Source organism: Actinomadura fibrosa (genome assembly GCF_900659615.1).
Lineage (GTDB): Bacteria > Actinomycetota > Actinomycetes > Streptosporangiales > Streptosporangiaceae > Spirillospora > Spirillospora fibrosa.
On sequence record NZ_CAACUY010000036.1, the window covers coordinates 16,953 to 30,551 of the forward strand.

A 13,599-nucleotide genomic window follows, 5' to 3' on the forward strand; every position below is an offset into this window, starting at 1 on the left:
GGAGGTGGCAGGGTGGACGGCATGCTTCCTCTGAACACGAGTCCCGAGGAGCGGGACGTCCCGGTGGCGGTCCTGCCGGTCGGGAGCCACGAGCAGCACGGCCCGTTCCTGCCGCTGGCGACGGACACGGTCATCGCGTGCACGATCGCGCGGGAGCTCGCCGGTGCGCATCCGGTGCGGCTGCTGCCGCCGGTGACGATCTCGTGCTCGCACGAGCACGCGGGCTGGCCGGGGACCGTGAGCATCTCGGCGGCGACGCTCATCGCGGTGGTGACGGACGTCGCGGCGTCGCTGCGGCGGGCCGGTGCGCCGAAGCTGGTGCTCGTTAACGGGCACGGCGGCAACTACGTGCTCGGCAACGTCGTCCAGGAGGCCGGCGGCGACATGGCGCTGTTCCCCGGCCCCGGCGACTGGGACGAGGCGAGGGCGGCGGCGGGGCTGGAGACGGACGCCGACGCCGACATGCACGCCGGTGAGCTGGAGACGTCGATCCTGCTGCACGCCCACCCGGAGATGGTGCGGGCGGGGTACGAGAGTGCCGATCACCTGTCCGGCGACCGCAGGCATCTGCTCACGGCGGGGATGGCGCCCTACACGAGGTCGGGGGTCGTGGGGCGGCCGTCACTCGGGTCGGCCCGCAAGGGCCGGGACGTGCTCGCGAGCCTCGTCCGCTCGTTCGGGGACTGCCTGGCCGTCCTTGCGCAGGAGGGCGGCGGCGCCGGGCAGCGCCGCGATGAAGGTGAGCACGCCGTACACGACGGAGACGGTCAGGCCCTCCGCTGACCCGAGCCCGGCGGCGCCGAACGCCAGCGACAGGACGGCCTCGCGCGGTCCCCAGCCGCCGACGTTCACGGGCAGCGCCATGACGAGCAGGGCGAGCAGGACGAGCGGCACGAGGTCGATCAGCGGGGCGGTCGCGCCGGCGATGCGGGCGGCGATGAGGAACAGGGTGACGTGCCCGGCGAGCGCCCCGGCGGACAGGCCCGCGACGGACGGCCACGCGTCCAGCGCGGCGCGGACGTCGGTGCGCGCGGCGCCCGTCCGGCGGCGGATCAGCACGAAGGCGCCCGCGAGGAGGCTCAGCACGACGGTGGCGGGGATCAGCGCCGGGGTGAGGGCGCCGAGCAGGGACGGGCGGGCGAGCACCACCGCGAGCCCGGCGGCGACGAGGACGGCCTGGCCGGCGACGCGTTCGAGGACGACGGCGCGGACGCCGCGGGCGACGTCGCCGGAGCGGTGCCCGTGGCTGACCGCGCGGTGAACGTCGCCGAGGATCCCGGCGGGCAGGACCGCGTTGAGGAACTGCGAGCGGTAGTAGTCGGCGACGGCGGTGCCGAGCGGCAGCCGGAGGCCGAGGCGGCGCGCGACGACACGCCAGCGGGCGGCGCTGAGGACGGTGGTGAGCAGCCCGATCGCGAGCGCGGCGAGCACCGAGGGCCCGGTGACGGCGCGCAGGGCGTCTACGAACGCGGCGGTGCTGTGCCACCACAGCAGTCCCGCGAGGATGCCGAGGCCGGTGAGCAGCCGCAGCCAGGGCCAGGCCCTCCGCGTCACGGCGGGCACGCGGGGAACCCCGGTCGTATCGATCACGTGATTCCTCCGGGGACGGCGAGCAGGTCGGTGTGGGAGATCTCGGCGCGCAGGCCGCCATCGGGGAGGCGGCGGCGCAGGTAGCGGGCAGCGGCGGGGGCCAGGTCGGGCCGCTGCTCGACGGCCGCGGCGACCCAGCCGCGCAGCCACGCGGCGGTCAGCGCGGCCTGGTCGGGCCCCAGCCGCCACGGGCTCGGGCTGGTCAGCACGGCGGCGCCGCGGCGGGCGAACGCCTCGGTGGCGGCGGCGACGGCGTCCGGGCCGAGGAGGCCGGTGCGCCGCTGGTGGTCGTTGAACGCGGCGACGAGGTCGGCGTCGAGCGGGTCGGGCGGGTCGAGCCGGACGTCCCCGGCGACGGTCAGCGTGAACAGCGCCGGGCAGCCCGCGGTGGTGATCGCGGCGGCGAGCCCGTCGAGCCGCGCCGGGTCGAGGACGTCCAGCAGCGCGGACGCGGCGACGAGCGAGGCGTCCGCGAGGTCGGCGGCGCGCAGGGCCGACAGGTCGCCCTCGCGCGTGGTGAACGGCGCCGGGACGTGCGCCTTGGCCAGCAGCCCGGCATCGCCGTCGAACAGGACCCAGCGCTGCGGACGGTCCGCGAGGCGGGGGGCGAGCCAGCGGCCGAGGGAGCCGGTGCCGCAGCCGAGGTCCCAGATCACCAGCGGCCCGCCGGGCGGCAGCGCGGCCCGCAGCGGCTCCAGCAGCTCGGTGGCGCGGGCGTCGGCGTCCGCCCCCTCGCGCAGCGCCAACCACAACGCGTCGTACCCGCCGGAGCCGGTCCCGCGCAGACTCTCCGGCGCCACGTCCCGCACCTCCCCATCCGCCGCGCCCGGTGTGCTCGTAGCTTGCGCGCCCCCGCCCGGCGTGCCGCTGGTCGCCGCACCCGCGTCCGGCGTGCCCGTGGTCGGTGCGTCTGCGTCCGGTGTGCTCGTGGTCGGGGCGTCTGGGTCTTGGCCGCTCGGGTGTTGGGGGGTGGTCATTGGGGGTCCCGGCGGAGGGTGTCGAGGACGGTGGTCATGCGGCGGGCGGTGTCGTCCCAGCCGTGGAGGGTGCCGCGCCGGAGGCGGGCGGCGGCGCGGAGGCTGCTGCGCAGGTCGGGTTCGACGAGCCAGCGGCGGAGCGCGGACGCGAGCGCCGCGGCGTCGTCCGGTGGGACGAGGACGCCCGGGACGGCGCCGTTCGGGTCGCGGCCGAGGGTCTCGGGGACGGCGTCCACGGCGGTGGCGAGGACGGGGACGCCGCGGGCCAGCGCCTCGGTGACGACCATGCCGTAGGTCTCGGCGCGGGACGGCAGGACGAGGAGGTCGGCGGCGGCGTACGAGGCGGCGAGGGCGGTGCCGGTCCGCGGGCCGGGGAGGAGGATCCGGTCGGCGAGGCGGTGGCGGCCGATGAGGCGGCGCAGCCGCGTGACGTGGTCGGGGGCGCGGTCGAGCGGACCGGCGCACTCGCAGGTCCAGGGCAGGTGCGCGACGGTGGCGAGGGCGTCGGCGAGCAGGTCGTGGCCCTTGCGGGGCGTCACGGACGCGACGCACAGCAGGCGGGTCGCGCCGTCGGTGCCGGGCGCGAGCGGGGCGGGGTCGGTGCCGGGCGTGACCGTGTGGACGCGGTCGGGTTCGAGGCCGTGGTGGCGGATCAGGCGGCGCCGCGCCCAGAAGCTCGTCGCGACGACGGCGTTCGCGGCGCGCAGTGTCCGCCGCTCACGAGCGTCGAGAGCGGTGGCGACGTCCGGGGCGAGGCCCGTCTCGGCCGCGAGGGGGAGGTGGACGAGGACCGCGAGCCGCAGCCGGGCGGCGTGCGGGACGACGATCTCCGGGACGCCGCAGGCGACGAGGCCGTCCAGGAGGACGACGGCGCCGTCCGGGAGCGCGGCGAGCGAGCGGGCCAGGAGGTCGCGGGCGGGCGCGTCCGGGCGGGGCCAGGATCCGGCGGCCTTCAGCTCGCGGACGGGCCGTCCCGCCGCCGCGAGGCCCTGGCAGAGCCGCCGGTCGTAGACGTTCCCGCCGCTCGGGACGGACGCGTCGTCGACGTCGCCGGGGACGACCACGAAGACCTCGCCGGCGGTGAGGCCGGCGGTCCCCCGGGCGCCCATCACGGCGTGCCGGCCGCTCACAGGGTCCGCTCGTAGCTGGCCCAGGCGACGTGCGACTCGTGCAGCGTCACGGTGATGCCGGAGAGGCCGCGCGCGTTCTCGCCGAGGGCGCCCGCGTGCACGCGGTCGGCGAGCCGGTCGGCGATCACCTTGGCGAGGAACTCCGTCGAGGTGTTCGTCCCGGCGAACTCGGGGACGTCGTCGAGGTTGCGGTAGTTCAGCGCGCCGAGGACCTCGCCGAGCTCGCGGGTGGCGAGGCCGATGTCGACGACGATGTTGTCGGCGTCGAGCTCGGCGCGGCGGAAGGTCGCGTCCACGACGAACGTGGCGCCGTGCAGCCGCTGGGCCGGGCCGAAGACCTCGCCGCGGAAGCTGTGGGCGACCATGACGTGGTCGCGGACGGTGATGCCGAACAAGGCGGATCCTCCTTGGGACGCGCGTGGGCGCTCAGTAGGCGATGCGGTGGCAGAGGGCGGGGAGCGCGCCGTCCGCGAGCCGGGGCATGATCTCGGGCAGGTCGTCGAACGGGCTCTCGCCGGTGATCAGTGCGTCGAACCGGGGGTCGGCGAGCAGGCGGAGCGCGAGCGCGAGCCGGTCGGCGAAGGTCCGCCGCGCGCGGCGGGGCGAGACGGTCCCGACCTGGCTGCCGCGGATCGCGAGGCGCCGCGGGTGGAAGTGCTCCCCGAGCGGGACGCTGATCCGCCGGTCGCCGTACCAGCTCAGCTCGATGACCTCGCCCTCCGGCGCGAGGAGTTCGAGCGAGCGGGCGAGGCCGGCCTCGGTGGCGCTGGCGTGGACGACGAGGTCGCGGTCGCCCTCGGCGTCGTCCGGGGACGCGAACGGGACGCCGAGGGCGCGGGCGGTGTCCGCGCGCGCCGGATCGGTGTCGACGAGCTGGAGGTCGACGCCGGGGAGCCCCGACAGGACCCCGGCGACGGCGCAGCCGACCATCCCCGCGCCGACGACGGCGATGCGGTCGCCGACCAGGGGCGCCGCGTCCCACAGCGCGTTGACCGCGGTCTCGACGGTCCCGGCAAGGACGGCGCGCTCGGGCGGCACGCCGTCCGGGACGGGGCTGACCGCGGCCGCCGGGACGACGTACCGCGTCTGGTGCGGGTACAGGCAGAACACGGGACGGCCCAGGAGACCGGACGGCCCCTGCTCGACCACGCCGACGTTCAGGTAGCCGTACTTCAGCGGGCCGGGGAACGCGCCGGACTGGAACGGGGCGCGCATCACCTCGTGCTGGCCCGCCGGGACGCGGCCGTGGAAGACGAGCGCCTCGGTCCCCCGGCTCACGCCGGTGCAGAGCGTCCTGACCAGGACGTCGTCCGGACCGGGGTCGGGCAGCGTCTCGGTCCTGATCTCGCCCTCACCGGGTGACCGGATCCAGAACGCGCGGGCGTCGTGCGGCACCTGTCCTCCTCACTCGCAGCTCGTCCCGCCGTCGCAGGGACAGCCAGACGATGTCACGTCCGAAGGACCAGGTGAGCACGGTGAGCGCCGCCGCGACGGCGATGTCGGCGTGCGGGACGACCCCGGCCGCGGCCACCACGAGCACCACGCCCTGCACGACGGCGACCGTCTTGCGGGCGAGGCTCGGCGGCAGCGGCGCGCGCAGCCACGGCGCCGTCCACGCGGCCGCCGCGAAGGCGTACCGCATGGCGCCGATCGCCAGGACCCACGCCCCGGCGGACGCGGCGACCTGCACGCTGAGCACCAGGATCAGAAACGCGTCGACCTCCATGTCGAAGCGCGCGCCGAGCGGCGAGCACGTCCCGGTGCGGCGCGCGACCCGGCCGTCCACGCCGTCCAGGACGAGCGCGACGGCGGCGATCGCGACGAGCGCGGCGACGGACCCGCCGCCGGTCGCCGGGCCGTGCGCCACGTGGCGCGCCGCACTGTCGGCGACGAGCGCGGTCACGGCACCGGCCAGGACGACCCGGACGAGCGTGACGTGGTCGGCGGGGCCGAGCGGGCGCCGCCGGAACGCGGCCGACAGAACGCTCCAGAACGCCACGGCGTAGACGGCACCCGCGGCCCAGCCGAACACCCCCGGCCGCAGCGCCGCGAGCAGCGCCCCCTGCGCGGCCACCGCCACACTCAGCTCCACACGCGACGACATCCCCCCGCGCGACGCAGACGTCCGGCGCGTCGCCGCGTGTCGGCGCGGTGCCGATTCCCGGCCCGGTGCCGCCGACTCCCGAAACGGTGCCGCGTCCAGTCGCGATGCCGTGTCCAGTCGCGATGCCGACTCCCGAAGCGGTGCCGCATCCGACCGTGGTGCCGCGCTTAGAGACGGTGCCGTATCAACCCGTGGTGCCGTGTCGAGGGGTGGTGCCGACAGTTCGGGTGGCGCAAGCAGCTGGGCGGGCGCCAGTTGTTGCGGGGTCATCCGCGCACCTCGCCGCTTCCGCACGCGGCGTCGAGGCGGGGCAGGTCGTGGCCGTTCACGGCCGGCAGGTCGCGGGCGTCGAGGTGGGGCAGGTCGTGGCCCAGCCGGTCGCGCTTGGCGGTCAGGTAGCGGATGTTGTCGTCGCTGGCCGGGACGAGCAGCGGGACCCGGGCGGCGACGTCGATCCCGTACGACTCCAGGGCGCTGACCTTGTCGGGGTTGTTCGACAGCAGCCGCACCGACCGGACGCCTAGGTGGCGCAGGACGCGCGCCGCCGGTCCGTAGTCGCGGACGTCCACCGGCAGGCCGATGGCGGTGGCGGAGTCGACGGTGTCGAGTCCCTGGTCGTCCTGGAGGACGTGCGTGCGGACCTTCGCGACCAGGCCGATCCCCCGGCCCTCGTGGCCGCGCAGGTACACGAGGACGCCGGCGCCCTCGCGGACGAGCGCGTCGAGCGCGGCGCCGAGCTGGTCGCCGCACTCGCAGCGCGTCGCGCCGAAGATGTCGCCGGTCATGCACTCGGAGTGCATCCGGACGAGGACGTTCTCGCTCCCCCTGACGTTCCCCCGGACGAGGGCCATGTGCTCGTGTCCGTCGACCGGGTCCCGGAACGCGACGGCGCGGAACACGCCCCGTCGCGTCCTCAGGTCGGCCTCCGCGATGTCGTCGTGGTCGATGCCCTGGTCACGCATCGTTCCCCCTCTTCGGCTCGGCGATCCACCAGTGAGTACGTGGAGATCCGGCCGTCCGGTTGCGTCCCAAATCACTCTGCTTTTGAATCATTCAGACCCTGAACGGTAACGGGCGGGTGTGTCACCGGTGAACACGGCGGGAGACCCCCGGAGGGTTCAGCCGGATCCCGATCCGGAGTGCGGCGGCGCGGACGCGGACGGTGGCCGGCGCGGAGCGGCCCTGATTCAGGCGGGGCGGTACCCGGCCAGGCGGGTGCGGACGACCAGGTCGTGCAGGTCACGGTGGACGCTCGGCTGCGCGGGCAGCGACGAGGCGTCCCGCTCCTCGTTCAGCCGGGCCGTCAGCGCCTCGACGTCGGCGCGCAGGCGCTTGGGCTTGGGCGCCCCGGACGGCAGCGCGCCGTGCTCGGCGGCGCGCTTCGCCTCGACCAGGTCGAGAAGGTAGGACGGGCCGTAGTCCATGAGCCGCGGCAGGTCGGCCTGGATCTCCCCCGCCCGCATGAGGTGGATGCCCGTGAGCAGCACGCGGAACGTGTAGAGGAGCGGCTTCAGCTCCTTGGTCTTCTCGAACAGGCCCCACTGGGTGCGCGCGAAGCCCAGGTAGTGGTGGGCGTGGTTGGACGTCAGCAGGCCCGGCACCAGGGCGAGCAGCTCGTCGTGCACGGGGGACGTGGCGACGACGAGCGGGGAGGTGACCTGTTCGAGGACGTAGCCGTTCCGCCGCAGGAGGAGGCGGCAGAACTTCGCCAGGTCGTGGGTGACGACGTCGGCCTCGACGCCCGCGTGGTCCCAGCCGAGCGTGAGGGTCTGCTCGACCGTGTCCAGGCCGACGATGTCCTCAAGGGGCGTGAGGTGGACGCCGCGGAGGTCCACGTCCGAGTCGTCGGACGGGAAGCCGTACAGGTGGGCGCCGCTGATCGTCACGAACGCGCGCGGGTAGGGGTGGTCGGCGTCGAGCCGGTCGAGCATGCCGTCGGGGAGGGGGTTCACCGGTCCGTGCTCCTAAGAAGGCTCCTTCGGCGGACGGAGACCAAGTAGTCCTCCACCCGGGCGCGGTCGGGTTCGGGCGGTAGCGGGCTGCGGTCCAGGGCCGCCTCCATGTCCGCGGTGAGGGCGCGGCGCCAGGCGTCGATCTCGTCCCAGCCGACCTCGCCGCGGCGGACGGCGAGCAGGCGGTCGCGGAGGTCGCCGACGTCCAGCAGCGGGACGCCCTCGGCGACGAGGCGGGCGCCGCTGTGGAGCAGGCGCAGCAGGTGCATGACGTGCTTCCAGTTCGGCCGTCCCGCGTTCCGCAAGTCGCCTTGCAGCTTGCGGAACTGGGCGTCCGCATAGCGCAGGAATGTCCGGTGCGCATGACGGGACAGGAAAGCGTTCCGGATCGCCAGCAGTTCCTGCCCGTCGGGGGTGACCCGCTCGACCAGCGGCGACCACAGGCACTCCAGGACGGTCGGGTTCGCGGCGAGCGCGAGGGTGCAGAAGCGCTCCAGCTCCCAGGAGAACTGCTCGGGCAGCGGCCCGTCCAGGTGGGTGGGCGGCTTGTCGAAACGCCAGAACAGCGGCGCGGGCGCCGCGAAGACGCCCCGGCGGTCGACGTCGCTGTCCTCGGTCGCGAGCCCGTACGCGCGGGAGCCGACCACGACCGACAGGATGGTGTGGTCGCGCACGAGGTCGAGCGCGGCGGCGGGCGCGGCGTCCGGGGCAGGGGTCACGGCGGAAAGCCTGGCGCAGGACGCGCGGCGGCACCAACCCGGTTGCCCGGCCCGCTGCAAGCGCGTTACACCTCGGACACGAACTTGCTGAAACTTTCTGCAAGAGCTTCACAATGCTGAAACGCGTTGCTAACGTCCCGGTCCAGCCACCCCATTCCCTGGACCGGCGGGACGACGCGTGCGGCTCGTCCCGCGAAGGAGGACCCATGCGGCGCATCCCCCTGACCGGCGCCACCGTCGCCTGCGCCGCCCTCGCGCTGTCGCTGTCCGCCTGCGGCGGCGATGACGACGGCGGCTCGAAGGGCACCACGGCCGAGGGCCTGCAAGGCCGCGGCCCCATCACGTTCGTGACCGGCAAGGACCGCTCCGGCTACCTCCAGAAGCAGATCGACAACTGGAACGAGGACCATCCGAACGAGAAGGCCCGGGTCATCGAGCTGCCGGACGAGCCGAACGACCAGCGGCAGCAGATGATCCAGAACGCCACGACCAAATCCGACGCCTACTCCGTCCTCAACCTCGACGTGGTCTGGACGGCCGAGTTCGCGGCGAACCGGTGGCTGACGCAGCTCCCGATGGTCCCGTCCGGCGGGTCCGGCGCGGCGACCGCGAAGGGCGCCGCGATCGACCTGTCGACGATGCTCCCGGCGACCATCGCGACCGGCCAGTACCGCGGCAAGCTGTACGCGGTGCCGTCGACGTCCGACGCCGGGATGCTCTACTACCGCAAGGACCTGCTGGACAAGGCGGGAATCTCCGCGCCCCCGAAGACGTACGCGGAGATGTGGTCCGCGTGCGACAAGGTGAAGAAGCTCCCCGAGGGCAAGGACGTCGACTGCTTCTTCACCGAGGTCAACAAGACCGAGAGCATCACGATCAGCGCGGTCGAGGCGATCGGCAGCGCGGGCGGGACGATCGTCGACGCGAGCGGGAAGCCTGCGCTGAACACCCCGGCCGCCAAGCAGGGGCTGGAGTTCCTCGTCAACGCCCGCAAGGACGGCCGGATGCCGAAGGCGGCGGTCACGCTCGACACCGAGGGCGGGCGCCGCTACTTCCAGTCCGGCAAGCTGCTGTTCCAGCGGCAGTGGCCGTACCAGTACGCGCTCGCCGACAAGGGCGACGGCTCGTCCAAGGTCGCGGGCAGGTTCGCGGTCGCGCCGCTGCCCGGGCCGAACGGCCCCGGCGTCGCCAACCTCGGCGGCCACAACCTCGCGATCTCCGCGTTCGCCAAGAACAAGGCGACCTCGCTCGACTTCATCCGGTACCTGACCGGCGAGCAGTCGCAGCGCGCGAACCTGCTCGCCACCTCGCAGGCCCCGACGGTCGCCGCGCTCTACGACGACCCGGAGATGGTGAAGAAGTTCCCCTACCTGCCGGTGCTCAAGAGCGCGATCGCGAGCGCCAAGCCGCGTCCGGTCGTCGTGAAGTACGGCGACGTGACCGCCGCGATCCAGGGCTCGGTGTACGACGCGGTCACCGGGAGGACGTCCGTCGACCAGGCACTGTCCGGCCTTCAGAGCAAGCTGACGCCATTGACCGCGCAGTGACCGGTCGGCCAACAATGATCAACATGACGACGTACGACGACGCGTCCGCCGCGGCCCCCGCCGCGGCGGACGCCCCGCGCAGGAAGAGGCGGGACGCGCAGGGGACGAGGCAGCTCGCGGCCGTGCTGCTGTCCCCCACCCTGCTCGTCCTCGGCCTGGTCATCGGCTACCCGGTGCTCGCCGGGTTCCGCGAGTCGCTCTACGCCCGCGGGCAGGGCCTCGACGCCGACGGGTTCGTGGTCGAGGGCGAGCGGTTCGTCGGCCTCGACAACTACACCGCGATCTTCAGCGGCGACCGGGCCGACGCGTTCTGGAACGCGTTCTGGAACACCACGTTCTTCACGCTGACCACGGTCGTGCTGGAGACGCTGATCGGCGTGACGATGGCGCTGATCATGCACCAGGCGTTCCGCGGGCGGGCGCTGGTGCGCGCCAGCATCCTCGTCCCGTGGGCGATCCCCACCGCGATCTCCGGCCTGCTGTGGCGGTGGATCTTCCAGGCGGACGGCGCCGCGAACGCCGTCCTGCGCCAGGAGATCCTGTGGACCGCCGACGGCTTCCCGGCGAAGATGGCCGTCGTCATCGCCGAGGTGTGGAAGACGTCCCCGTTCATCGGGCTGCTCGTGCTCGCCGGGCTCCAAATGATCCCGCGCGACGTCTACGAGGCGGCGCGGGTGGACGGCGCCGGAGCGCTCCAGCAGTTCTGGCGGATCACGCTGCCGCTGGTCAAGCCCGCCCTGCTGGTGGCGGTGCTGTTCCGCATGCTGGACGTGCTGCGGATGTTCGACCTGCCCGCCGTGCTGATCGGCGTCAACCAGAAGTCGGTGGAGACGCTCACGATGATCGCGTGGTTCGAGGCGTCGAACCTGCGCTACGGGTCCGCCGCGGCGTACGCGACGGTGCTGTTCCTGTACATCGCGCTGATCGCCTACCTGTTCGTGAAGCTGCTCGGCGCCGACATCATCGGCGAGGCCCGGCAGCAGACGAGGCGGGCGCGGCGGAACCATCCGGTGAAGGGCCGTAGGAAGGGCGCGGAGGTGGCCGCATGACCGGGTCGGTGACACGGCGGACGCTGTCCTACCTCGGCATCGCCGCGGTGGCGGCGTACTGCCTCGCGCCGTTCTACTGGATGGCGATCTCGGCGTTCCGCCGCCCGCAGGACCAGTTCGACAACTCGCCCGTCCCGGCCCGGTGGTCGTGGGAGAACTTCTCCGCGGTCTTCTCCGGCGACAACGGGTTCGGGCGGGCGCTGCTCAACAGCGTCATCGTGGCGGGCTGCACCACCGCCCTCACGCTGATCATCGGGATCTTCACCGCGTACGCGCTGGCGCGGCTGGAGTTCCGGTTCAAGAACGCCGTGCTCGGCCTGATCATCGCGACCACGATGTTCCCGGGCATCTCCCAGCTCGTCCCGCTGCTGAAGCTGTTCACCGACATCAAGTGGATCAACACCTACCAGGCGATGGTGCTGCCGAGCCTCGGCTTCGCGCTGCCGCTGTCGGTGTGGCTGCTCACCGCGTTCTTCCGCCAGCTCCCGTTCGAGCTGGAGCAGGCCGCGATGGTGGACGGCTGCACGCGCGGCCAGGCGTTCCGCAAGGTCATCGTGCCGCTGGCCGCGCCCGGGGTGTTCACCACCGCGATCCTCACGTTCATCGCGGCGTGGAACGAGTTCCTCATCGCGCTGTCGATGGTGAACAAGAAGGAGATGCAGACCGCCACCGTGGCGATCTCCAAGTTCACCGGCGTGTCCGGCTTCGACCAGCCGTTCGGCACGCAGATGGCGGCGGGCGTGATCGTCACCGTGCCGCTGCTCGTGGTGGTGCTGGTATTCCAGCGCCGGATCGTGGCGGGTCTCACCGCCGGAGGAGTCAAGTAGCACCGCGCGCCCGGGTACGACGCTCCCGTCCTACCCGCTTCCGACCCGAAGGACGTTCATGACGCAGGACACCCTCGCCGTTCCCGCCGCACGCGGTTCCGCCGGGGACGCCACCCGCTGGTGGCGCGACGCCGTCATCTACCAGGTGTACGTGCGCAGCTTCGCCGACTCCAGCGGCGACGGCGTCGGCGACCTGCCGGGCATCAGGGCCCGGCTCTCCTACCTCGCGGGGCTCGGCGTCGACGCGGTCTGGCTGACGCCGTTCTACGTGTCGCCGATGGCCGACTTCGGCTACGACGTGGCGGACTACCGCGACGTCGACCCGATGTTCGGCACCCTCGCCGACGCCCGCGGGCTCGTCGAGGACGCGCACGCCCACGGCCTGCGCGTCATCGTGGACGTGGTCCCGAACCACACGTCCGACCGGCACGCCTGGTTCCAGGCCGCGCTCGCCGCCGCGCCCGGCTCCCCCGAGCGCGCGCGGTACGTCTTCCGGGACGGGAAGGGCCCGGACGGCGCCGAACCGCCCAACGACTGGGAGTCGGTGTTCGGCGGACCCGCCTGGACGCGGCTGCCGGACGGGCAGTGGTACCTGCACCTGTTCGCGCCGCAGCAGCCCGACCTGAACTGGGAGAACCCCGAGGTCCACGCCGAGTTCGAGGACATCCTGCGGTTCTGGCTCGACCTCGGCGTGGACGGCTTCCGGGTGGACGTCGCGCACGGCATGGCGAAGGCGCCCGGCCTGCCGGACGTCGGCCACGCCGGCCAGGTCGAGATGCTCGGCACGGCCGTCCTGCCGTACTTCGACCAGGACGCCGTCCACGACGTCCACCGGGCGTGGCGGCGGCTCCTCGACTCCTACGACGGGGAGCGGATCGCCGTCGCGGAGGCGTGGGCGCCGACGCCCGAGCGGCTCGCGCGCTACACCCGCCCGGACGAGCTGCACCAGGCGTTCAACTTCCACTACCTGACCGCGCCGTGGAACGCGTCCCGGATGCGGGACGTCATCGAGGAGACCCTCCGCACCGCCGGGGAGGTCGGTGCGCCCGCCACCTGGGTGCTGTCGAACCACGACGTCAAGCGGCACGTCACCCGGTACGGCGGCGGCCCCGGCGGGCTGCGCCGCGCCCGCGCCGCCGCGCTGCTGACGCTCGCGCTGCCCGGCTCGGCGTACGTCTACCAGGGCGAGGAGCTCGGCCTGCCGGAGGTCCTCGACCTGCCGGAGGAGTTCCAGATGGACCCGCAGCGCGAGCGCGGCGCCGACTCCGGCCGGGACGGCTGCCGCGTCCCGATGCCGTGGGAGGGCGACGAGCCGCCGTTCGGGTTCGGCCCGAACGCCGCGACGTGGCTGCCGATCCCGCCGGCCTGGCGGGACCTGACCGTCGCCGCGCAGTCGGCGGACCCGGACTCGATGCTCGCGCTGTACCGGGAGGCGCTGCGCGTGCGGCGAGAGCATCCCGCGCTCGGCGACGGGACGCTGCGCTGGCTGGTCGGCCCGCCGGGCACACTGTTCTTCGTCCGGGAGACCTCCCCCGACGGCACCGGCCGGTCCCTCGCGTGCGCCGTGAACATGGGCGACCGCACGGTCCGGATCCCCGTTCGCGGGGCGCCGCTCCTCGCGAGCGGGCCGGTCCGCGCGGACGGCGACTGCGTCGCGTTGCCCCCGGACACCGCACTGTGGTGGGACGCCGAGGAGAGATAACT

The 13,599-nt window shown here is 73.8% G+C and carries 13 protein-coding genes and 1 pseudogene; 5 read left to right on the forward strand and 9 right to left on the reverse strand.

Annotation, left to right across the window (positions count from 1 at the left end):
- Positions 1–21 precede the first annotated feature (21 nt).
- Entirely contained in the window at positions 22–783 is a 762-nt protein-coding gene (locus E1300_RS15435; protein ID WP_207399758.1) for a creatininase family protein, read from the forward strand.
- Positions 784–786: 3 nt separating this feature from the next.
- Here E1300_RS15435 and E1300_RS15440 read toward each other — a convergent pair.
- The 9 genes and pseudogenes from E1300_RS15440 to E1300_RS15480 all read right to left on the reverse strand — a co-directional run.
- A pseudogene (locus tag E1300_RS15440) lies at positions 787–1,590 on the reverse strand (lysylphosphatidylglycerol synthase transmembrane domain-containing protein); the annotation flags it as partial.
- A complete protein-coding gene (locus E1300_RS15445; RefSeq protein WP_242619161.1) occupies positions 1,587–2,390 on the reverse strand; it encodes a class I SAM-dependent methyltransferase in 804 nt (267 codons plus the stop codon). The gene E1300_RS15445 and the pseudogene E1300_RS15440, both read right to left, overlap by 4 nt.
- Positions 2,391–2,563: 173 nt before the next feature.
- Complete coding sequence (locus E1300_RS15450) at positions 2,564–3,697, reverse strand: glycosyltransferase family 4 protein (protein WP_242619162.1); 1,134 nt, start codon at positions 3,695–3,697, stop codon at positions 2,564–2,566.
- The gene (locus tag E1300_RS15455) at positions 3,694–4,092 is read right to left on the reverse strand and encodes a 6-pyruvoyl trahydropterin synthase family protein (protein ID WP_131757688.1); all 399 of its coding nucleotides are present in this window, start codon (positions 4,090–4,092) and stop codon (positions 3,694–3,696) included. The genes E1300_RS15450 and E1300_RS15455 overlap by 4 nt, the downstream gene beginning before the upstream one ends.
- A gap of 31 nt (positions 4,093–4,123) precedes the next feature.
- Complete coding sequence (locus tag E1300_RS15460; RefSeq protein WP_131757689.1) at positions 4,124–5,092, reverse strand: zinc-dependent alcohol dehydrogenase; 969 nt, start codon at positions 5,090–5,092, stop codon at positions 4,124–4,126.
- Positions 5,049–5,783, reverse strand: coding sequence for a CDP-alcohol phosphatidyltransferase family protein (locus tag E1300_RS15465; protein ID WP_242619168.1), 735 nt, complete (start codon positions 5,781–5,783; stop codon positions 5,049–5,051). The genes E1300_RS15460 and E1300_RS15465 overlap by 44 nt, the downstream gene beginning before the upstream one ends.
- A 284-nt stretch (positions 5,784–6,067) precedes the next feature.
- On the reverse strand, positions 6,068–6,763 hold the full coding sequence (gene ribA, locus E1300_RS15470) for a GTP cyclohydrolase II (protein ID WP_131757691.1): 696 nt from the start codon (positions 6,761–6,763) through the stop codon (positions 6,068–6,070).
- A 225-nt stretch (positions 6,764–6,988) separates the two neighbouring features.
- The gene (locus tag E1300_RS15475) at positions 6,989–7,753 is read right to left on the reverse strand and encodes a nucleotidyltransferase domain-containing protein (protein ID WP_242619163.1); all 765 of its coding nucleotides are present in this window, start codon (positions 7,751–7,753) and stop codon (positions 6,989–6,991) included.
- Positions 7,750–8,472: a nucleotidyltransferase domain-containing protein gene (locus tag E1300_RS15480; RefSeq protein WP_131757692.1), complete on the reverse strand. Its 723-nt coding sequence runs from the start codon at positions 8,470–8,472 to the stop codon at positions 7,750–7,752. Before E1300_RS15480 ends, E1300_RS15475 begins: the two co-directional genes overlap by 4 nt.
- A gap of 206 nt (positions 8,473–8,678) precedes the next feature.
- Here E1300_RS15480 and E1300_RS15485 point away from each other — a divergent pair, with 206 nt between their 5' ends.
- From E1300_RS15485 to E1300_RS15500, 4 genes are read left to right on the forward strand one after another with little or no spacing between them, the layout of a single operon-like run.
- The gene (locus E1300_RS15485; protein ID WP_131757693.1) at positions 8,679–10,019 is read left to right on the forward strand and encodes an ABC transporter substrate-binding protein; all 1,341 of its coding nucleotides are present in this window, start codon (positions 8,679–8,681) and stop codon (positions 10,017–10,019) included.
- Between the two features lie 23 nt (positions 10,020–10,042).
- Positions 10,043–11,068: a carbohydrate ABC transporter permease gene (locus E1300_RS15490; protein ID WP_131757694.1), complete on the forward strand. Its 1,026-nt coding sequence runs from the start codon at positions 10,043–10,045 to the stop codon at positions 11,066–11,068.
- Positions 11,065–11,895: a carbohydrate ABC transporter permease gene (locus tag E1300_RS15495; RefSeq protein WP_131757695.1), complete on the forward strand. Its 831-nt coding sequence runs from the start codon at positions 11,065–11,067 to the stop codon at positions 11,893–11,895. The genes E1300_RS15490 and E1300_RS15495 overlap by 4 nt, the downstream gene beginning before the upstream one ends.
- 58 nt (positions 11,896–11,953) lie before the next feature.
- On the forward strand, positions 11,954–13,597 hold the full coding sequence (locus tag E1300_RS15500) for a glycoside hydrolase family 13 protein (protein ID WP_131757696.1): 1,644 nt from the start codon (positions 11,954–11,956) through the stop codon (positions 13,595–13,597).
- The last annotated feature ends 2 nt before the right edge of the window (positions 13,598–13,599 follow it).

Excerpts from the sequence above, each read along its gene's own strand:
- ribA (WP_131757691.1), bottom strand. The coding sequence starts at position 6,763 with ATGCGTGACCAGGGCATCGACCACGACGACATCGCGGAGGCCGACCTG.
- E1300_RS15490 (WP_131757694.1), top strand. The coding sequence starts at position 10,043 with ATGACGACGTACGACGACGCGTCCGCCGCGGCCCCCGCCGCGGCGGAC.
- E1300_RS15500 (WP_131757696.1), top strand. The coding sequence starts at position 11,954 with ATGACGCAGGACACCCTCGCCGTTCCCGCCGCACGCGGTTCCGCCGGG.
- E1300_RS15485 (WP_131757693.1), top strand. The coding sequence starts at position 8,679 with ATGCGGCGCATCCCCCTGACCGGCGCCACCGTCGCCTGCGCCGCCCTC.
- E1300_RS15495 (WP_131757695.1), top strand. The coding sequence starts at position 11,065 with ATGACCGGGTCGGTGACACGGCGGACGCTGTCCTACCTCGGCATCGCC.
- E1300_RS15435 (WP_207399758.1), top strand. The coding sequence starts at position 22 with ATGCTTCCTCTGAACACGAGTCCCGAGGAGCGGGACGTCCCGGTGGCG.